The sequence below is a fragment of the Legionella birminghamensis genome, from assembly GCF_900452515.1.
Classification (GTDB): domain Bacteria; phylum Pseudomonadota; class Gammaproteobacteria; order Legionellales; family Legionellaceae; genus Legionella_C; species Legionella_C birminghamensis.
Window position 1 is genome coordinate 154071 of the sequence record NZ_UGNW01000002.1, and the last position, 18990, is coordinate 173060.

Consider the following 18990-nt stretch of genomic DNA (forward strand, 5'->3'; position numbering starts at 1 on the left):
ACATTAATTGGCGTAGCGCTCCGGAACTTGCGCTCTGACGCAAAATACTTATCTCATAAGCAACCAACCATAATCTTTTATAAAATAAGAAGATAGTGTATTGTAGCCCCTGTTTTTCATTGAGTAGTTGAATTGAAAGGATGCCAAAAGCTATCACAGCAGTTATAACAGATGCACAAAAGGAAGAGTTATTTAAATTAAGAAATTCCCGAACGGGTAAGAATACAGCAGAACGAGCGCACTACGTGTTACTGTCCTCTGAGGGAAAAAGTATTAATAAGATATCGGAGCAAATGGCTCGTAACCCCCACACAGTAAGATGTTGGATCAAACGATACCTACGCTATGGAATTTCTGGACTAAGGGATAAATCTTCACGCGGCCGACCAAATCAATTGAGGGAAGAAGTAAGGAAACAACTCAATCAATTGCTGGAGGAATCCCCTAAAAAATATGGCTATCAACAATCTGGCTGGCAAATTAATCTGCTATTAGATCAATTGAAGAAAACGATTGACTCTGTCAGTGCGACAACAGTAAAACGTGCGCTTCATGAGCATGGATGGGTATATAAGCGATTTTCTAAAAAGCCTCCGATAAATGCACCGACCAAAGAAGAAAAAGCGGCTCACATTGAAAAAATGGTAGCAACCATTGAAAAACAAGGGTTGGAGCATGAAATAGAAGTATTGTTTGCTGATGAATCACACTTTTCCAATGAACCTTATGTTGAACGAGGTTGGTTTAAACGGGGAGAAAAAAAAATCGGCCCACACCAATAAAAATAGGGAGAGTAAAACATTATTTGGTGCACTGAGCTTAAGCACACAAACTTTTTACTGGAAACAAGCAGAGAGAGGGAATTCAAAGGTATTTATCCAGTTTTTACATCAATTACATAAAGCTAAACCGAATAAAAAAATAGTGATGATTATTGATAACGGTTCTATTCATCGAAGCAAAATAGTTGCGAAATTTGTAAAAAAGCATGAATGGATTGAGTTATTTTATTTGCCACCTTATTCACCGGAATATAATCCAATTGAGCTATTTTGGAAGTGGTTAAAGCGGAAAATTTATGGTGCTAGCGGATTTTCTTGTATTGAACAGCTAATTGCTTGCCTCAGAAAATTTATCTGGCATTACAACGAAAATAGATTAATCGAACCGATTCAATTTCAATTTAATGTATATCAGAAGCTGTTATAAATATTTTTGGACTGTTGCTTACTACTGAACAGCTTTTCTGATCTCTTGCTCCATCTCAGAGGTTATCTCAGTTGAGCGAGGAGGAAGCTTTGTCATACCGCGTGGGCCATTTTGTTCAATATCTTTAATAAGTAGTTCCATCACGGCTATTTCGCGGACTTGAGCCTCTATTATCTGATCTGCCAATTTACGAACACGAGGGTCTCTAATGGTTGCTTTTCTGGAGTTATTTATAGCAATGGAGTGATGAGGAATCATTGATTTCATGAAGCTGATATCAGTGATAACGAACTGACCTCGATTAATAACCAACAAGATAACACCTATTATTGCTGCGACGATGATAACACTAACTTTAATTACTATACCTTCATACATAGACCACATAAAGCCTAGCATTACAATACACATAAGGCACCCCATTACCAATGAAGCAATCATCCGGTTTAAACTAAACATGGCATGGTCAAACGAATATACAAGCTGGTACATCAAAAAGAACATTATAAAAGTAGAGAGTGTGATCATTGCAACAAATCGTCCCCAACCCATACTTCCCCTTTGATTTTGTTTTTCCATTTTCACTCCTTTTTAAATACCACTCTGATTTAAAATATCGAGAATCTGTTTTGGATTAAATGATAAAATTTAAACCAAAAAAAAGCGAATTTTCGGCTACTGGTTCTCCATTTCTTCGCCTGATATTTCTTAAGATACTGTGATATTTGGTATACTCGTATTCCATAAAGGCAGAAATGCCTGGTGTAAGCCTGTAGTTTGGACGAATCACATATTGCGTCTCATTAAGACCTTTACTAATTTCATCTTCTGGAATGGTTTTCGTTGCAGCAATAGCTCTGAAAAGAGTACCTAAAAATAAATTATTAGTTAGCTGAGTATTACGACCAAATTCAATATCCGCCTTAATACTCTCTTTATGATAATAGAACCTGGAATTGTTAGTGATAAAATAATACATCAGTCCTTCAAAACCGATCCCAGGCTGCCAGTAAGGTGTTTTTGATGGGCGATAAAAATAATTTGCGCCACCTTTTATCATCCAAAACTGGCTTATTTGTCGCCAATAAAATATATCAATATCGGCGTTGGAAATATTACCCTTTTCCATCTCAGCATCATTAATATATAGCTGTAATTTGTTAAAATCAGGACCATATAATCCATAATAAGTCAGTGTTTGTCGATTTTTGGAGAAATCACCACCGAATTCAATAAAGGATGCTGCAAAAAATTTATTGTGTGTGTGCACTGGATGCTCCACCATCGGCAACGAAATAGGACGTAGTTCATCTACTCGAACAATTGGACGGTTATAGTAGGATGTATGTTTAATGATATTTTTTGGTTGTTCTTTGCCTTTCGCAATTTCAATAATAGAAGAATATTGAAATGTTCTGGCAAGACCAGAAGCCATGTGATTTAGCATATGACAATGGAAAAACCACTGACCACTAGCATCGGTATCTAAATCAGCTGTAACTTCACTGCCTGGCGGGATATCAATAGTATGTAGCAAAGGATCGTGGTTTCCATGACCGTTTCTGAGAATCAACCAGTGACCATGCAAGTGCATAGGATGATGCATCATGGAATTATTAATAAAAACTAATCGATATCGTTTTGCAGGCAATAGTTTAATAGGTTTGGCGTTATATTCAGGAACACCATTAATAAACCATATAAAGCGATCCATGAATCCGAACAATTGTAGATTAATCGTTTTATAGATGGGCTTTCGAGGATCATTGGTTTCATATTTTGCTTTTAAATTTTGATATTTGGTACCTATCGTAACTGTATTTTTTTGCTTGTGGTGATGTTTTGTTTGCTCGTGGCTTCCAGTTAATAAATTGGCTGCCACTATCGTATTAATGCGCGGCTGATGGTGAAGTTCACTCTGCATTCCCATGTGTGCCATTGGCTTTAAATCACGCTTTTTTTCATTTTTCATTTTGCCACGAGTGGTAGGTTTTGGATCGGGAAAAGGTTTAACCTCTGCATAAAGAACAGGTTGACTAGCGTTTGTAATTAAGGCGCCCAGTGCTTTTCCAACTTTATCAAAAGATTGTGCATAAATGATGTATGGTTTGTTTTGTTCAATTTTGACCAATATATCATTTGTTTCTCCAGGACCAATAAAAAAATCTTTTACAGGATAGGGCACAACATCATTGCCCTGCACATGAACCATCTTCATGGTAGCACCAGGTATTTTGACGCGAAAAAAAGTATTAGCACCGGCCCCTACAAAACGCAGACGTACAACATCACCCACTTTAACCTGACGTGTCCATGGACGAGAGGTTGGATGGCCATTCATTAAAAAAGTATCATAAGCAATATCGCTTAAATCAAAGATGCCCATACGCATGTACTGCATCATTTTATAATCCATCAATAATTTTTTACGCTCTTCTTTTGAAGCTTGACTATAGGTTTGAATAAAATGTAGAAGTGATGGCTGTAAAGGAAATCTTACACCATAATATTCACCTGTTTTTTTTAAATTCGCTTGGATGTGATCGGCCTTGGTATTTTTCCAGTCAGATAAAACAACTTCAAAGTCTTTATTATATTTAAAAGGAGGTGGAGACTTAGGCTCGATGATATAAGCCCCATATAAGCCTTCTTGTTCCTGAAGACCTGCATGCGAATGATACCAATAAGTACCTGATTGATGCAGTGTATAGTGATATTGAAATGTAGCTCCTGGAGGAATTCCCCTTTGCGTAATGTTCATGACTCCATCCATTTGCCAAGGGAGAATAATCCCATGCCAATGAATTGCGGCTTCTTTATCTAAATGATTATGAACGTTTATAGTGACTTCATCCCCTTCTTTAAATCGAAGCGTTGGGGCTGGAATCTGATGATTGACAGCAATTGCTCGTGCAGGGTACCCAGTAAAATTAAAGGTATCGTAAGCAACTGTTAAATCGATGATATGATGCTTTGCCCATACATTTGCAGCGCAAATCATTAAGAATAACCGTAAACATCCTTTGTTCATTAATAATCCTTAAATGTATAGGCTATTAACATAATGTTAGTAGCAGAATGAAATCCTTTTAGTTCCTATTTTTATTTAGTGGTTGATACTAGCATCAGATTTATATAAATTACAACATAAAAATGGAGGAATATAGCTTTTAGAGTTCCGACTCTGGCTATTCTAGGAACTGATAAAATGAGTGTTATTGATTTAACAATAAATGAATTTGATCTTACTGAAGAAGAAATTGGCTTTATAAAGACAAGACATTCGAGTAAACAATTGGCATTTGCTTTACTTTTTAAGTATTACCAAAAAAGTCATGAATTCATCAACGACCTAACTAAACTACCTGTTTATCTTATCAATCAGGTTGCAAATCAACTTAATATTCCACCTGTTATCAGTAACATATCATTAAGAACGTATGGCAATTATATTTCACTGATTAGAAAATATTTTAAAACTTCCTTCTCTAAAAAAACGCATTATAAAGAACTTGAAATCTGGATAAGGGATGTGTTATTGCCTAATCATCACCTAGCTGATGACGAAATCAAAAATCAAGCTCTGCAGTACTTAAAAGATAGGGGGATTGAATCATTTAAAGAAAAAACAATGACACGAATTATTCTCGATGCCAGCAATGCATTTGAGAACTGTTTATTTGAAAAACTGCAGAATAGCTTATCTACAGAAGATGAGGCTCAATTAAATGGGTTGTTGTTGCCCTACAAAGAAAGCTTATCCTATTTAGGTTGGATAAATAAAGAGATTAACAATCCATCCCTCGACTCAATATTGGGATTAATGGAGCAGCTATCCGTTTTGAATCGATTTAATTTTGATTTATCAGCTATTCAAGCCATTCCACGAAAAAGAATAGTGCATTACTCAGAGGCCTTTACCCGTTTAAATCCTAGTGATTTAAAACAAATGACTGATAATAAGCGATGCGCTCATTCATTTATGTATTGTCATACAAGAAAAGAAGAACTTATCGATAAAACAATCGACATGTTTAATCGCATTATCCGTAATGTGATTCATAAATCAGAAAAGCGTGTAGTTAAAAAGCTTATTAATGATGTGAAAAAAGTCTACGGCAAAGATACCATCCTGTTTAATATAGCGGAAATATGCTTAGAGCAACCAGATGGCACAATTAGAGACAAAATTTTCCCTATTATTGGTCAAGACAAGTTAAAAAACATTATTGATGAATATAAGAAAAAAGGGCCAAAATACCAAAGCCTTCTACATCAGCAGATTAGAAGCTCTTATGCTAGTCATTACCGACGAATGATTCAACCATTATTAGAAAATATGGCTTTTCGTTCTAATAACGCCGAGCATCAACCAATACTGGACGCATTGCTACTTATCAAAAAATATTTTGATAGTAATAAAATTTACTTCCCAGATCATGAGTATGTTCCGATTGATTGTTTGCCAGATAAATGGAAAAGGCGCATTGTTGATCCGAATAGTGGCAAAATTAAGAGAATTTGTTATGAGGTCTATATTTTAAAAAAGCTTGCAGACAGGATTAGGTGTCGTGAAATATGGATAGAGGGATCGTTTAAACATCGAAACCCAGATGAAGATTTGCCGAATAACTTTGAAGAAAACAAAGAAGCGCATTTTAAGGACCTTTCTTTGCCCATTGATGGTGATGTGTTTATTGAACAATTAAAACACCGCCATGTCAGTGCATTAACTGCTTTAAATAACAATATCCCCCAAAATACAAAAGTTAAAATTAGCTCTCAAAATGGTGGTCGCATTATTGTAACCCCACTCACAGCTCAGGCAGAATCAAACAATATTGTAATTATCAAAAAAAATTTACAGGATAAATGGGAGGGAACTAATCTCATTGATATGATTAAAGAAGTTGATTTAGAAAATCATTTTACTCATGATTTTATTTCCTATGGTGAAAAAATTTATTTAAAACCCCACGAAATTTCAGAAAGGATCTTGCTTACCATATTTGGCCTAGGAACAAACGTTGGATTAAAACACATGTGCGCAGGAAATTCCCATATTAGTGAGCACCAGCTCAGACACATTAAGAACTATTTTTTATCAACCGATAATTTAAAAAATGCACTCAGCAAAGTGGCAAATGCGTTATTTAGGATTAGATTAGAAGAAATATGGGGTGACATGCCCATCGCTGTTGCCAGTGACTCAACGCAATTTTCAGCTTATTTTCAAAATTTGATTTCAGAATATCATAATCGCTATGGAGGAAGAGGCGTAATGATATACTGGCATGTGGAAAAAAATGCCTGTTGCATCCATTCACAATTAAAAAGTGTATCAAGTTCTGAAGTTTCCGCCATGATCGAGGGAGTATTGAGACACTGCACTGAAATGTCGGTTCAGAAAAACTATGTTGATACACATGGCCAAAGCGAAGTTGGGTTTGCATTCGCGCATCTTCTTGGTTTTTCACTTATGCCACGGCTTGCTAATTTGAATAAACAAAAATTAGCACAATGTGAACTTGGAGATTATCAAAAGTATACAAATCTACAAGCAGTGCTGATGGATAGTATTAATTGGCAGTTAATTAAAGAGCAATATAGTCAAATTGTAAAATATACTGCTGCAATGAAGGCCGGTCATGCCGATCCAGAATCTATTCTTAGACGCTTTAATCAAAACAACCTGAAACATCCAATCTATTTAGCATTATCACAGTTGGGCAAAGTATTAAAAACCATCTTCATCTGTGAATACTTAATGCATGAATCTATCAGGCAAGAAATTCAAGAAGGATTGAATGTAGTTGAGCTTTGGAATGGCGTAGCCAAATTCATTTTTTATGGTCGTTCAGGCGAAATTTCTTCTAACCATGCGAAGACGCAGACATTATCTGTATTGTCTTTACACCTTTTACAACTCTCAATGGTATATATCAACACCTTAATGATTCAGCAAATAATAGAAGAACATGGGCTAAAAAACAAATTAACAAAGGAAGATAAAAGAGTATTAACACCACTTATTTATGAGCACGTAAATCCTTACGGCTTATTCCCACTAGATTTATCAACACGTCTGCCGCATCTGCACTATAAGGAAGCTGCATAATGGAGCGAATATCAGCTAAAAAAATGGCCCAAAAGGTTTCAAATTTGCTTAAAGCACAGAATCCTAATTATGATTATATTCGAGACGTATTTCGGTTTGTAAGAGAAAATCTTAATATCGAAGTAACCACGACACCAAAACGCTTACCTTATGTGCCCACAGAAGAAGAAATCAGGCTTTTTTATAAAGCGGTTTGGGAATCTCATGATATTGTTCCTATGCTCATCGTTAAAGTTTTGCTTTATACAGGAATAAGGGTCAGTGAATTAGTCAACATACAATTAATCGATGTTGATTTAACGAGTTGCCGAATAAAAATTAATCAGGGCAAAGGTAAAAAAGATAGAGTTGTACCTTTTTCACCAGCATTTAAAGAAACTTTAGCTCTTCATATAAGACAATATAAAAATGAAAATAGACTTTTTCTATTCGAGTCAGGATTTCGCCGCCACTACACTGATCGAGGAATTAGAAAAATTCTGATGAGATATACCAAGCTCGCCGGGATTGAGCGATCGATCTCACCTCATAAATTAAGACATTTTTTGTTTACTTGGCTTAAAAAGAAAAATATTGATGATGCTTTTATTCAGCCCTATTCAGGACATGCGAAAAGAGACTCGCTGGAAATTTATTCCAAATTAAGTTTGGCCGATGCACAAGAGAAATATAATGATGTTATAGGAGACTTCCCAGTCTGATCTTTTGTCTTTTTGCATCAGGGCGCAAGTTCCGGAGCGCTAGGCCTCTTAGGCGTCTATCTGAATCCTTTTTTAGCCATTATGGCGATCCCGGCCACACGTATTTCGGTACTCTTGGCTTAGAAAATTTCTTAAATGACCTTTTAAAAGGAAAAAATCGTTATAAACATTGTGATATCAAGCATTTATTCTGGCCCATTGATGGGGAAAGTTCTATTCGTACTGATTTCAGGAAAGATAAGAATGAAGAACTATTTATTATATGCAGTGGAAGGGGAACTATCGATTAATAAGGCACCTTACGCCCTATCGTCCACCAAAGCAATTAAGCCGTTTTGAGCTTGATCGTTGTTATCTCGTTAGCCAAGAGCAGTTTCAAAAAGAACTCTTCGAGGTCAACGCTCTGAAGGCTCAGGCATTGTTTGATGAATTGTTTTCAAAGACACAGTAACGTAAACATTTTTATACTTCTAAGATGGTTTTGTTGTGTCATGTTCTCATCAGAATACAACGCTGGTGAGTTATTGTCAAATCTGGTGTATGCCCATTAGGCGGCCACTCTGTTTGACTGCTCATTAACTTGCACTCCGTTTACAAATTTCACATTATTAACAACTAATGTTAATAGGTTAAACCCTCTAATTTTAATCCATCGTTTTTGAGCCACTTCCATGAGCTTAAAGACCATTGCCAGGGTGGTGTCTCTGGAGCCACAGTTTCTGGACTTATTAGTCCTCAGACGCACTGTAGCGAAGGCAGATTCAATGGGATTGGTTGTCCGTATGTGAATCCAGTGTTCGGCCGGAAAATCGTAGAAGGCCAACAGTTCCTCTTTGTCCTTGGCCAGGCACTCCATCGCTTTTGGGTACTTAGCGCTGTAAAGCTCCACCGTATTATCAAACGCCTTATAGGCCTCTTCTTTGGTCGATGCCATCCAAATCTCATGCAAAGCGGCCTTTACCTTTGGCTGCATCGATTTGGGTAGCTTGTTTAATACATTCGCTGTTTTGTGCACCCAGCACCGCTGTTGCCGTGTTTCAGGGTAAATGGCTCCAAGGGCACTCCAGAATCCCAATGCCCCATCCCCCACGGCTAACTTCGGAGCCGTTGGAAGGCCTCGTTGGCGCAGGTCAGTAAGCACCTCACTCCAGCTCGCTGCGGACTCTCGATACCCATCATTAACCGCTACAAGCTCTTTTACCCCGCTCTCAGTAACACCAATGATGACTAGAAGGCACACCTTGTCATCCATGCGAACCTTGCTGTAAATACCATCAGCCCACCAATAAACATAGCGTTTGTCGCTTAAATCCTGGCGTTGCCACTCTTTGTGTTCATCAAGCCATTTTTCTTTTAATCGCGACACTGTATTGGCTGACAGTCCGCGCGCACTCTCGCCAACTAACGCGGATAAGGCTTCTGTATAATCTCCTGTTGATAACCCTTTTAAATACAGCCAAGGAATGAGTTCTTCCATGCTCTTCGTCCGTCTCAAGTAGGGCGGCAACAACTGACTGCTAAAATGAATACCTGAACCGCTACGATCTCGTACCTTCGGGACTTGAACCTCTACTTCTCCTATCCCCGTCTGAAGCTGTCTCGCGGGGAGATAACCATTCCTGACTACTGCTGGACGACCATCCAGTAAACGCACGTCTGAGTACGCTGAGAGCATCTCTGATAGTTCGGCCTCAACCGCTTTCCTTATCAACTCTTTTGCTCCTTGTCTCAACACCTCCGTTAACGGGTCTTCAAAGCCCTTGGCTACCGCTGGTGTCGATGACTGCTTTAGATTACAATCCTTCATGGCGTATCTCCTTTGTTGATTTGTGTTCCGACAAGAACAAGCAACAGAATACGCCACCTAATTTATTTTGTCATACACCACTTTCGACTATAACTCAACGCTGGTTCGTTCACGATAAGATCGCACTCAAACTCAGCGATACCGAACTTTGAATAGATTTCAATAAAATTACGTTTAAGTTAGTACGCTTCAAGGAAATACTTGGCATCCTGACCAAAATAGTAGATTGTTTTTTTATTTAAAAATACACTGACATATACAACGCCTGCTTTAGCAAGCTCTCTGTGGAACTCAATAATCGATAGTTTTTTTTCTTCGAGATCCTCAATTGCACTTTTAACCTTGGCTACATCCAATGTATCTCCAATAATGTATGGGGCACTATCTGATTTTTCAATTTCGGATACAGGTAGTCGATACAACATTGTCTCTTTAGAATAAAAATAGAGACTATTTTCTAAGACATCATAAGTTTGCCTAATGATTCCTAACGACATTAATGTATTCGTAAACTCTGTGAAATCACCTGGTGATTGGGCTCTGTCCAGACAAAGGGTCTTTATTTTTTTCTGTATCTCAGATGGGTTATTTTCCATTGCCAAACTCCTAGCAAACATTGTGGTTGTTACAATCATTAAAATGATGGCTGGCCATATCTTAATGCGCTTTATAAAAACAAGCATACTACCTCTTTCTATTGGTTAAATTTTCCTCAATCCATGTTAAGAGATCCTTTTGAAACTAAACCTGGCTGAGGCACGGGGAAATATAACACAATGTTATTGAGGATTTTCTTATCTGAAATTAAAATTTTTGCAGCAGAACACCCAATCTGAAACGCTAGGCCTATTCATAGATTTAGTTTAGTCTGCGATCGGTTTAGCAATAACCGGTCCCTGGTCCATTGAATTTCTAATTATTGAAACCCTGTTCGGGGTACTTTTGGGGAATAGCATTAAACCTATGACATGGTCCATGCTACTCCGAATCTCGTCAGCGTGATATTTTCTTCCTCGCCACCGTGAGTATGCTTATACTATGCTCAGCTATAAAATCATTTCCCTCCATATCCCATTGTTTTATGACGTCAAACCCATTTCGTTCAAGAATGGTCTGTAATTCGAAGGCGGTATAGATTTGAAGACTGAAACGGTGGTTGCGACTTACCGGTTCATCCGAGCCGTTGGAAATTAGGTAGTGGTCATGCGAGGTAAGAAGCCCTTTTTCCCTATCCACCTCAGAATACTGTTTATGGCGGATATGTACTTCATTAACAAAGTGCTCTGTATCCATTACATACTCTCTTAACCTTTCGGCCGTGATGGCTTCCAGGTTGAAAATATCAAAAACATAAATGCCTTTCTCGTTAAGATTAGACTTTATATTGTGTAGAGCCTTTTCAAAATTTACTTTCGTTAGATGACCGATTGCATTGAAAATGGTAATCACTGCATCAAACTGTCCTGCGGCAAGCGTTCGCATATCACCGTCAATAAAAGGGATATCTTTATTGATTGCTTTGGCTTTCTCCCGTGCAAACTCAAGTAATTTTGGGCTGAAGTCACTGCCCACCACGTTATAGCCTCTTTCGGCAAGATAAAATACTTGCGAGCCAGTTCCGCAAGTCATATCAAGGACCGTTTTAACTCCCTGGTCTCTTAAAAGTTTCTCAATCAACGCATTTTTATAGTCTGTTTGCTCACTGACATTATGTGCATCGAAGTATTCAGGCATTTGCTGATATTCCAATGGTAATCCAAGCTCGTATTCGTTGTTCATTTTCCTTCATCTCCGGCAAATTGTTCGCTTTCCTCTCTTGATGAGTCTTGGGAATTCGATACCAGGTTAAACTCCATGGTCAATCGAACGTACAAACGATTGAATGATGGTGGCAAATTCCTTGGGCTTATCATAATGAAGCCCGTGCCCCGCCCCTTTTATTCTCTTAATCTTCATACTTTGATAATCAATGGTCAGTGCTCTAATTGTTTCTGGAGAAATCACACTGCGTTCCACAATGACAAGCAACATGGGAATGTCAATCTCCTTAAGTAATTGCCTGAAACAAGGGATGGGAGGTCGCAACACTTGAAATGCATTGATGCGTGTTTGATACCGAGCTCTCGCCAGGCGAGTCAGCATAGTGAGCGAGCGATTAGGATGTTTCGTCTGTAAGTACGACAAATAGTCTCGCCATGGCGTCTTTAGCCATTGTCGATGCTGTTCTACAATATCGCTAGCATACACTTGATGCTGTAATTTGCTCTCTAAAAAAGCAGGCTCAGCTAGAACAAGCCCTCGAAGCCTCGTTTTTTTCTGAGACGCCAGCAAAGCGGCTGTCATGCCTCCCATTGAATGACCAATTACCACTGAAGGAGCGAGCCTTAATGCGTTAATTAGACCCTCTACATCTTGGGCATGATTCTCATATCGATATTCATCAGCAGGCGAAGAGGATTGTCCATGCCCTCTCGCGTCAGGCATGAGAACATCGCCGTCCAACATCAGATACGACGCTACGTCTGCCCAGCAGTTTCCGTTCGCAATTAATCCATGGAGCAGAATTAGGGGAATTGTCCAGCCGCCTGTTCTCGTATAATGCATACTAATACCATTAGTATTACAAAAGCCCCTGTTCCAATTGTACTCTGTGATTCTCTTAAGATTTATATTCAAAATAATTTATTAATCAAACTTGCTTTAACAATCAGGCCTATATACCCTTTAAAATAAAACTAATAACCCTTATTTTCTATGAAAGCAATTCAAATTAATATTCCCGCTGATATTCACTTTTCCCAATTGACCTGTAAACGCCTACCCACGAGTAATTTACTCTTCAATTGGGAACCCATTGAAGCCCTTTGTAAAGCGAACAACATGGATATTGGCTTTTTTAAGGAAACAAATGAAGAAAATGTCGTTGATTTGATTTGGGATTGGTATTTCCAATGCCGTAATGACGGCGTAATCGATTCAACAATGGAAGAGATGATCAATGAAGTAGCTACAGAAGAACAGAGAGGGCAAGCGTTTTCTTTTCCCACGGCCACATCCTAATCTAAGAAATAAATTATAGAGCTACCCGGCTTACCCTCTTTAACTCCCTGTTAGATGCTGTTCAATTGAACAACCAGCAGCATAGGACTACTTCGCATTAGGCTTCATCGCAATCGAATTGGCCACCACGTTGTAATCGCTAATCCCTCTTATTTGAGAAATGTCTTACAAATCACTGCGCGGATTACCTACTGCTTTTTGTCTTTTCTTTGAATACTCTATTTAAGAAGAGTAAAGACAATGGATGTCATACACGGAATTTTTCTCGGCATCAGGAAGATGCCCTCCACAAGGATGTGGATTACTACTCTTAAACGTCACCCTAATAAATGCTTAGTCTAACCCCTATAGAACCACTACTTCATCCTGGGGCCGTTCTTCCTTTAAAAACTGCTTTAAAATTCGATACGTATCCCTATCCCAATCGACTGCGTGCAAGTTCCCTGTGAAAGCGTTTAAGTCCTGCTCATTATCGAAGGTTCCCAGATAGCGCCACTGATTAAACAAAAGCCACTGTGCGCCCTTCAGGTGTTGTTCTTTAATCGCAATGCTGCCAGGATAAGGCCAGATTGCGTTTTTAAAGAGAGTAACCGCCTCATGAACTCGTTTATTATAAGACAAGACCCCCTCCTCTTCATTGCAAGCCCCAAGACAGCGGCCCAACTGAAATGAAAAACAGACACTGTTTGTTTTTTCCAGTCCACAAAGCTTGGGACATAATTGATAGCTTTTTATTAATCGTTCCAGGTGGCGCTTGGCGGCATGGACACTGGTAAATGCACCCAGTACAGTCTCCTCTTCGGTATCCTCCATGACCATTTGCGTGTGAATGTGCAGCGTCAGATAGCCCAGAACATTGGTCTTGAGTTGATACCCGACAATGCGTTTTTTTCGTCGTAGTTTTTGATTATAAAGCGGTAACTGCTCTTTAATCAGTTTGGACTCCAATAATAAGGCACTGAGCTCACCAGGGGTTTCTATCCATTTGATACACGCGACTTGCTGTGCCATTTTGAATTCTTTTTCAGAACAATGGTCTTGTTGAAAATGAGACAAAATGCGCTGACGAAGCCGAATGCTTTTACCGATATAAATAGGTAACTCACTATGCTCACCATAAAAAAGATAGACGCCCGGAGCATTAGGAATGGTTGAAATATCGGTTTTTAATTTAGGCGGGGAACTACGCCGTTTCGCCAGACCATGAATTACTTCCCAAACAGTACCCTTTTCAAAACGTCTGAAAAGATACAAAAGATAAGCATCTAATAAATCCCGTTCATCAATGGCTTGTTGTAATGATTCATTCCAATTGAGAAACGCTTTGAGGTCCTCTAAAGACTGAAGAGGCGATTCAGGAAGCAAATGCAGCGTTAATGCATCCAAATTGAGCTGCTTACACTGAATGGCTAATCCCTGTCCTTGCAGGGTGTTTTTCAAGAAACTATGGGTTAGACGCACATTCCATGCCAACAGAATGCTGCCTGCGCACCAATCAGCGATGGATTGTGCCTCACTGAGTGCCAACCCTGTTTCGGGTGAAGAGGAGGGAATGATTATGCTGCAACACTCTCTTTCCCCATCGGGGTGATATCGGCTTAATGCAATCTCAATAATACGGTCTTGGGTTATTTTTAAACCGGTGGTTCGAATGGCGGCTAGAACTATCGATTTTGACATGCAAGGCCTGCCCAAAAAAGAAAGCGATTGTAGCAAATTTTTTCATCCATAGAACCCCTGCTCTTCAATGGCCAACTCTACATTCTGTTGAATGCTAGCACCGACACCTTGCGGTATCGTTTACTTTCCAAGCAATAATGGTTTAAGTTGCAATGGCCCTTTCCATTGACGCGCGATAAACGCTTTATGGTGAACTCACCGAAAGGATGCAATCAAAGTCTGTCCCTGCTCAGAAGGTTGGAAGACTCTTCGATGCTTGTGTAACCCTAATTACGATTTATTTCCGATTAAGCATTGTCACTATAATACAGGATCATCCTATACTAATTCCTAATTGTTGAATCACAGGATATACGCACTTGAATAACGATAACGCAGCGATTCAATGGGCAACTGATTATTTGAGATCTCGTCATTGCAAGGTAATTGCACTAGAAAAAGTGGCTGAACCCGCTCATTCGATAGTGACTAAAATAACCACATCGCAAGGGCTCTTCTATTTGAAACAAACACCGCCTGCCCTATTTCGTGAGCCTGATACCATCGCTCTGCTTCAAACCCATGGATGTCAGCAAATTCCTGTCGTTATTGCAAAAAATGACTACTATCATTCTTTCTTGACAGCCGCCTGTGGCGATATCTCTCTGCGTGAATTGTTTTCAAACGGTGGCATCGATATGAATGTATTGGAGAAGGGGATCTATCATTACCTTTCTATTCAAAGAATCGTGGAGAGTGATACACTTACATTACTCAACTTTGGCATCCCCGATTGGCGGCTAGACCAATTTCCTTTGTTATATCGTGAGCTCATACAGGAAACAGATTGCTTAGTTGTCGATGGCCTGACGCGTCAAGAAATCGCATCGCTTCATCATGCCTATGATTGGTGTGTAGAGCAATGTGAAAGACTGTCAAGCTACCACATTCCTGAAACCATCAATCATTGTGATTTTCAAGAAAACAATATGCTGCTTTCCAAAGCGACAGGAGAAGTCAGTATTATTGACTGGGGAGAAACTGTAATTAGCCATCCCTTTTTTTCGCTGAATACCTGCTTATGGAATCTGACGTATTTTCACAACTTAAAGCAGACTGATAGGCAGTATCGTCTCCTACAACAACTTTGCGTTTCGCCCTGGTTAGATAAGCATGAAGAAAGCGATCTAATTACAGCCTTTAATATCTCGAATCAACTTTTAGGGGTCTTCGCGGCCTTAGGATATCAGTTTATGTATGAGGCTACGGCAAACCAAACTAAAAAAGTCCAAGAAGAACATCCTGGTTCCATAGCGGGCTGTTTGAGAAGCTTCTTGCAGCAGGTAAACAAGGGCTAATCGACTTCTTGATGTGTCCTGCTAATTGACTTAAATCCCGGAAATAACTGTAGGGCTAATCTATTCAATTTGAATTGGTTCTTATCCAATGCAATCACTGTTTTTAACAATCTTTGGAGAAGCCAGAGGGCACTGTTAAAATAATGGGCTTATTGGAGGTAGGATGTGTGGTTGATGTGGATATTTTTATTTTCTTGTCAGTATTTTTTATAGGTCTGGTAGTGGGTTATGCTGCCGGACGAAATCGTAAACACAACGCTGAAAATTGTGGTGAGGCCCGAGTCAGGCACAGGCTAACACAGTATTGTCAAAACAAGGAGGCTCATGTTCTGTCTAATATTACCCTACGCTTGGAGGATGGTTCCACCACTCAAATCGATCATATTCTAATCACCCCAAAAGGTATTTTCGTGATAGAAACCAAGCATTACAAGGGGTGGATATTCGCGAAAGAAAACGCCAGAAGCTGGTCTCAATCCCTTTATTACGATAAATTCAGATTTCAAAATCCCCTCCGTCAGAATTATAAACACGTTAAGGCTATCCAGAAAGCGCTTGATTTTATAGAGCCTCATCATGTCCATAATATCGTCGTTTTTAGCGGGAAAGCCGTATTTAAAAGCGCCAAACCTCCCAATGTGTTTTATATAGACGAATTAGTCCCTGCAATCGAACAATTCACCGACGGGGCTTTAAGTTTAAATCGCGTTCAGTTTTGCGTGGGAAGACTTGAGTATATGCGCCTGGCTATAACGAAGAAAACGGATGTTGAGCACCAGGCCCATTTAAGCAAACGGTTTGGTGATTCCTGGAATGGTAGAGTCTGAAGAACGTAAGGAACTAGTTTCCATGTTCCAAGCCCCGGTCGGATAGCGTAGACTATTGGTCAATGGTCTCCAGTGACTCCGACCACTGTCCGGGCGGTGGAACTGGCTTACAACGTTATCCGGTGGTGTTAACAAACCGCATTCTAATGAGCGAGCAATCGAATGAGTTTTAGCAAGTGGCCTTATACTTTTTATTTCTTACTCGCGACTTTCCCGGCTATGAATGCGTTCGCGATGGAATCTTTAACCACTGAAGAGAAAAAGGTCATCAACCGTGTGACCAAAGCCAGGATATTAATCGAGACAAAGGGAAAAAAGGCGGCGTTGAATGCGTTTCAAAAAAATTCAAGTCAGATTTTTGCCATTAAACTGAATGGTACAGTGCTCGCCTCCCCTATTCATCCCGAAATGATAGGAACTAATCAATGGTTGTATAAAGATGATTTGGGCGTTTTAGTCGTTCAAGAGGAGATTGCAAAAGCCAAGGCCGGAGGCGGATGGCTTAACGCCCGGTTTAGGAAAAATCACCTTACGGGCCGTTACGCCTGCCGAAAACTTTACATTCTTCCCATACAAAACGATTTCTTTATCGGCTCCTGGTATTACTATCCTGCCCGCCTAAAGAATAACTGCCCCGTGTAGTCGGGATTGGCGTTAAGACTGACGAAAGAGAAAATGCTATTCGTTGTTAATTCAATTGATATCCCCCTTTATCTCAATTTTTTATTAGCGATATCGTTTCGCCTGACGTGTTGCTACAGAGCGGATTTTCATCCACAATGGCTTCATCAAAGAATCCCATTCGCGCTTTATTGTGTTTGCTTGTTTTTTCCAATTCTTTTTGAGCGATGAAGGCGTTTATCAGCTCCAGTCCGGTGCAATTATCAGCCAGTATCGCGGTGGATTTTGCTTGTTTTAACACATCGTCGGGAGTTGTGGAGAGGGGTATAAATGGAATATTACATAGCAATATTCTTGTCAATTCAATTTGATCGGGTCGTGCTGCTGAATCGATTAAGACCTTTTGATAATTGACAGTATCTCTAATTTCTAGCTTCACTGTTCTATCAAGACAGTCAAAACCTTCTATCAGAGAGTCAAGGCAATGCAATTGAAGGTGCTGAAAACGGTTAGAGACTTTAAACTCCTGCAAAACCCATTGTTGCGCTGAAATACTAACTTCAGATGTAAAGTTAAAGGGATTATTCGATTGGTTTATCCCATTGGGAAAAATTTTATTCTGCCAGGGATCAGCAACAATAATGGCTTCATTATCTAAAAATACTTCAGCATCGACAATCATTGGGCCGGTCTTGTTTTGAAACGGATCGCTTTGAAGTAATTGATTAGAACGTGGAACCATGAGTACAAAGCCGTGATTGACCCGTTCGCTTTCATAGGCTGCATAGAACACTCTATAGCGTTTAGATAAGTAAGTGGTATTGGATAGCAGGGCCGATAAATAGGCGGATTGATCCCCACAGTCGCCAATGCGATATTGAAGCATTAAACGAATGCAAGCGTAGTGGTCATGCTCAGCTGCCAGGTCATTAATGGTGTTGTAAATCAAATTTTGTTTATTCCCCATTGTTTTATAGGGCCCAAACTCCTCTCTATCAATGTGAAATAATGAGCCACTGAACGAATAATCAATTTGGGATCCGATGAACCTGCAATAATGCTCAACATAAAATAAGACTCCGTTTTTCATTTAATCTCCGTTTAGAAAAGGTTACCTAAATTGCAGGGCAATCCCTTTATAGCAAAATTTTTAATTAGGAGAGAGCATTTCTCTTCCCATCATGGGTTCTTTCTGGTTATGTTCGCTACTGTAACCACTTAGATTGCCTGGTGAATCACATGCGTTACAACAACCCAAATCACCAACCCCTGACTGTCGGTAATAGCGATGGGAGGAAAGGAAAGGTTTTCAGGTAAGAGCTGTACTTCGCCATGGATTCGAGATAACCGTTTGGCCGTTAACTACCCATCGATAGCGCGATGACAATTTTTCTATGCGAAGGCGATAAGTTCGCATCCACAATCAATAAATCCCCATGATGAGTGCCCGCTTCTTTCATGGAATCACCGGAAGCTTTAAAAAAAGTGGCGTCAGGATGGCAAAGGAAGTGTTACCAAGCTGATAAAAGTTGGTATCAAAATGAACATCCAGAGGGTGAAGTACCTTATCTACCCCCAAACTTTTGATTTTGTCATTTTATCAATCAATAAATTCAAGACCGTCTACTGA

18 protein-coding genes are annotated in these 18990 nt (G+C 39.4%); 9 read left to right on the forward strand and 9 right to left on the reverse strand.

Annotation, left to right across the window (positions count from 1 at the left end; all coding sequences use genetic code 11):
- Positions 1–140 precede the first annotated feature (140 nt).
- Both DYH42_RS16175 and DYH42_RS16180 read left to right on the forward strand, forming a co-directional pair.
- The gene (locus DYH42_RS16175) at positions 141–782 is read left to right on the forward strand and encodes an IS630 family transposase (RefSeq protein WP_058524228.1); all 642 of its coding nucleotides are present in this window, start codon (positions 141–143) and stop codon (positions 780–782) included.
- Entirely contained in the window at positions 727–1209 is a 483-nt protein-coding gene (locus DYH42_RS16180; RefSeq protein WP_058524229.1) for an IS630 family transposase, read from the forward strand. Before DYH42_RS16175 ends, DYH42_RS16180 begins: the two co-directional genes overlap by 56 nt.
- A gap of 21 nt (positions 1210–1230) precedes the next feature.
- Here the strand turns inward: DYH42_RS16180 and DYH42_RS16185 are convergent, their stop codons facing one another.
- Complete coding sequence (locus DYH42_RS16185; RefSeq protein ID WP_058524230.1) at positions 1231–1788, reverse strand: DUF305 domain-containing protein; 558 nt, start codon at positions 1786–1788, stop codon at positions 1231–1233.
- A 55-nt stretch (positions 1789–1843) separates the two neighbouring features.
- Positions 1844–4240: a multicopper oxidase domain-containing protein gene (locus DYH42_RS16190; RefSeq protein ID WP_058524231.1), complete on the reverse strand. Its 2397-nt coding sequence runs from the start codon at positions 4238–4240 to the stop codon at positions 1844–1846.
- A gap of 177 nt (positions 4241–4417) precedes the next feature.
- Between DYH42_RS16190 and DYH42_RS16195 the strand changes: the two genes are divergently transcribed.
- From DYH42_RS16195 to DYH42_RS16205, 3 genes are all read left to right on the forward strand, one after another.
- Positions 4418–7327 carry a Tn3 family transposase gene (locus DYH42_RS16195; RefSeq protein WP_058524232.1) on the forward strand — a complete coding sequence of 970 codons (2910 nt, stop codon included), beginning with the start codon at positions 4418–4420 and terminating at the stop codon, positions 7325–7327.
- Positions 7327–8028 (forward strand): tyrosine-type recombinase/integrase, encoded by a 702-nt coding sequence (locus tag DYH42_RS16200; protein WP_058524233.1) that lies wholly within the window; start codon positions 7327–7329, stop codon positions 8026–8028. Before DYH42_RS16195 ends, DYH42_RS16200 begins: the two co-directional genes overlap by 1 nt.
- 262 nt (positions 8029–8290) lie before the next feature.
- Positions 8291–8479 (forward strand): hypothetical protein, encoded by a 189-nt coding sequence (locus tag DYH42_RS16205; protein ID WP_058524234.1) that lies wholly within the window; start codon positions 8291–8293, stop codon positions 8477–8479.
- A 96-nt stretch (positions 8480–8575) separates the two neighbouring features.
- On the opposite strand, the gene DYH42_RS16210 is transcribed toward DYH42_RS16205, so the two are convergent.
- The 4 genes from DYH42_RS16210 to DYH42_RS16225 form a co-directional block, all read right to left on the reverse strand.
- Complete coding sequence (locus DYH42_RS16210) at positions 8576–9835, reverse strand: IS256 family transposase (RefSeq protein ID WP_115316897.1); 1260 nt, start codon at positions 9833–9835, stop codon at positions 8576–8578.
- Positions 9836–10014: 179 nt separating this feature from the next.
- Positions 10015–10518: a DUF1398 family protein gene (locus DYH42_RS16215; protein WP_058524204.1), complete on the reverse strand. Its 504-nt coding sequence runs from the start codon at positions 10516–10518 to the stop codon at positions 10015–10017.
- Between the two features lie 310 nt (positions 10519–10828).
- A complete protein-coding gene (locus tag DYH42_RS16220) occupies positions 10829–11614 on the reverse strand; it encodes a class I SAM-dependent methyltransferase (RefSeq protein ID WP_058524205.1) in 786 nt (261 codons plus the stop codon).
- A 66-nt stretch (positions 11615–11680) separates the two neighbouring features.
- On the reverse strand, positions 11681–12439 hold the full coding sequence (locus tag DYH42_RS16225) for an alpha/beta fold hydrolase (RefSeq protein WP_058524206.1): 759 nt from the start codon (positions 12437–12439) through the stop codon (positions 11681–11683).
- 150 nt (positions 12440–12589) lie between these two features.
- On the opposite strand from DYH42_RS16225, the gene DYH42_RS16230 reads away from it, so the two are divergent.
- The gene (locus tag DYH42_RS16230; RefSeq protein ID WP_058524207.1) at positions 12590–12895 is read left to right on the forward strand and encodes a hypothetical protein; all 306 of its coding nucleotides are present in this window, start codon (positions 12590–12592) and stop codon (positions 12893–12895) included.
- Positions 12896–13240: 345 nt separating this feature from the next.
- Here DYH42_RS16230 and DYH42_RS16235 read toward each other — a convergent pair whose 3' ends face one another.
- A complete protein-coding gene (locus DYH42_RS16235) occupies positions 13241–14575 on the reverse strand; it encodes a GIY-YIG nuclease family protein (RefSeq protein ID WP_058524208.1) in 1335 nt (444 codons plus the stop codon).
- A gap of 359 nt (positions 14576–14934) precedes the next feature.
- On the opposite strand from DYH42_RS16235, the gene DYH42_RS16240 reads away from it, so the two are divergent.
- The 3 genes from DYH42_RS16240 (at position 14935) to DYH42_RS16250 (ending at position 17381) form a co-directional block, all read left to right on the forward strand.
- Entirely contained in the window at positions 14935–15912 is a 978-nt protein-coding gene (locus tag DYH42_RS16240) for a phosphotransferase (RefSeq protein WP_058524209.1), read from the forward strand.
- Positions 15913–16055: 143 nt separating this feature from the next.
- Positions 16056–16739, forward strand: a complete 684-nt coding sequence (locus DYH42_RS16245; protein ID WP_237759042.1) for a nuclease-related domain-containing protein — start codon at positions 16056–16058, stop codon at positions 16737–16739.
- Between the two features lie 234 nt (positions 16740–16973).
- A complete protein-coding gene (locus tag DYH42_RS16250; RefSeq protein WP_058524210.1) occupies positions 16974–17381 on the forward strand; it encodes a cache domain-containing protein in 408 nt (135 codons plus the stop codon).
- A 73-nt stretch (positions 17382–17454) separates the two neighbouring features.
- On the opposite strand, the gene DYH42_RS16255 is transcribed toward DYH42_RS16250, so the two are convergent.
- Together DYH42_RS16255 and DYH42_RS16830 are read right to left on the reverse strand one after the other, a co-directional pair.
- Positions 17455–18450, reverse strand: coding sequence for a hypothetical protein (locus DYH42_RS16255; protein WP_058524211.1), 996 nt, complete (start codon positions 18448–18450; stop codon positions 17455–17457).
- A 268-nt stretch (positions 18451–18718) separates the two neighbouring features.
- Positions 18719–18820, reverse strand: a complete 102-nt coding sequence (locus tag DYH42_RS16830) for a hypothetical protein (protein ID WP_083499146.1) — start codon at positions 18818–18820, stop codon at positions 18719–18721.
- Positions 18821–18990: the final 170 nt, after the last annotated feature.

Coding starts and splice junctions, on each gene's coding strand:
- DYH42_RS16215 (WP_058524204.1), bottom strand. CDS start 10,518: ATGCTTGTTTTTATAAAGCGCATTAAGATATGGCCAGCCATCATTTTA.
- DYH42_RS16220 (WP_058524205.1), bottom strand. CDS start 11,614: ATGAACAACGAATACGAGCTTGGATTACCATTGGAATATCAGCAAATG.
- DYH42_RS16230 (WP_058524207.1), top strand. CDS start 12,590: ATGAAAGCAATTCAAATTAATATTCCCGCTGATATTCACTTTTCCCAA.
- DYH42_RS16200 (WP_058524233.1), top strand. CDS start 7,327: ATGGAGCGAATATCAGCTAAAAAAATGGCCCAAAAGGTTTCAAATTTG.
- DYH42_RS16175 (WP_058524228.1), top strand. CDS start 141: ATGCCAAAAGCTATCACAGCAGTTATAACAGATGCACAAAAGGAAGAG.
- DYH42_RS16245 (WP_237759042.1), top strand. CDS start 16,056: ATGGGCTTATTGGAGGTAGGATGTGTGGTTGATGTGGATATTTTTATT.
- DYH42_RS16185 (WP_058524230.1), bottom strand. CDS start 1,788: ATGGAAAAACAAAATCAAAGGGGAAGTATGGGTTGGGGACGATTTGTT.
- DYH42_RS16255 (WP_058524211.1), bottom strand. CDS start 18,450: ATGAAAAACGGAGTCTTATTTTATGTTGAGCATTATTGCAGGTTCATC.
- DYH42_RS16250 (WP_058524210.1), top strand. CDS start 16,974: ATGGAATCTTTAACCACTGAAGAGAAAAAGGTCATCAACCGTGTGACC.
- DYH42_RS16210 (WP_115316897.1), bottom strand. CDS start 9,835: ATGAAGGATTGTAATCTAAAGCAGTCATCGACACCAGCGGTAGCCAAG.
- DYH42_RS16180 (WP_058524229.1), top strand. CDS start 727: ATGTTGAACGAGGTTGGTTTAAACGGGGAGAAAAAAAAATCGGCCCAC.
- DYH42_RS16830 (WP_083499146.1), bottom strand. CDS start 18,820: ATGAAAGAAGCGGGCACTCATCATGGGGATTTATTGATTGTGGATGCG.
- DYH42_RS16195 (WP_058524232.1), top strand. CDS start 4,418: ATGAGTGTTATTGATTTAACAATAAATGAATTTGATCTTACTGAAGAA.
- DYH42_RS16205 (WP_058524234.1), top strand. CDS start 8,291: ATGCAGTGGAAGGGGAACTATCGATTAATAAGGCACCTTACGCCCTAT.
- DYH42_RS16225 (WP_058524206.1), bottom strand. CDS start 12,439: ATGCATTATACGAGAACAGGCGGCTGGACAATTCCCCTAATTCTGCTC.
- DYH42_RS16235 (WP_058524208.1), bottom strand. CDS start 14,575: ATGTCAAAATCGATAGTTCTAGCCGCCATTCGAACCACCGGTTTAAAA.
- DYH42_RS16190 (WP_058524231.1), bottom strand. CDS start 4,240: ATGAACAAAGGATGTTTACGGTTATTCTTAATGATTTGCGCTGCAAAT.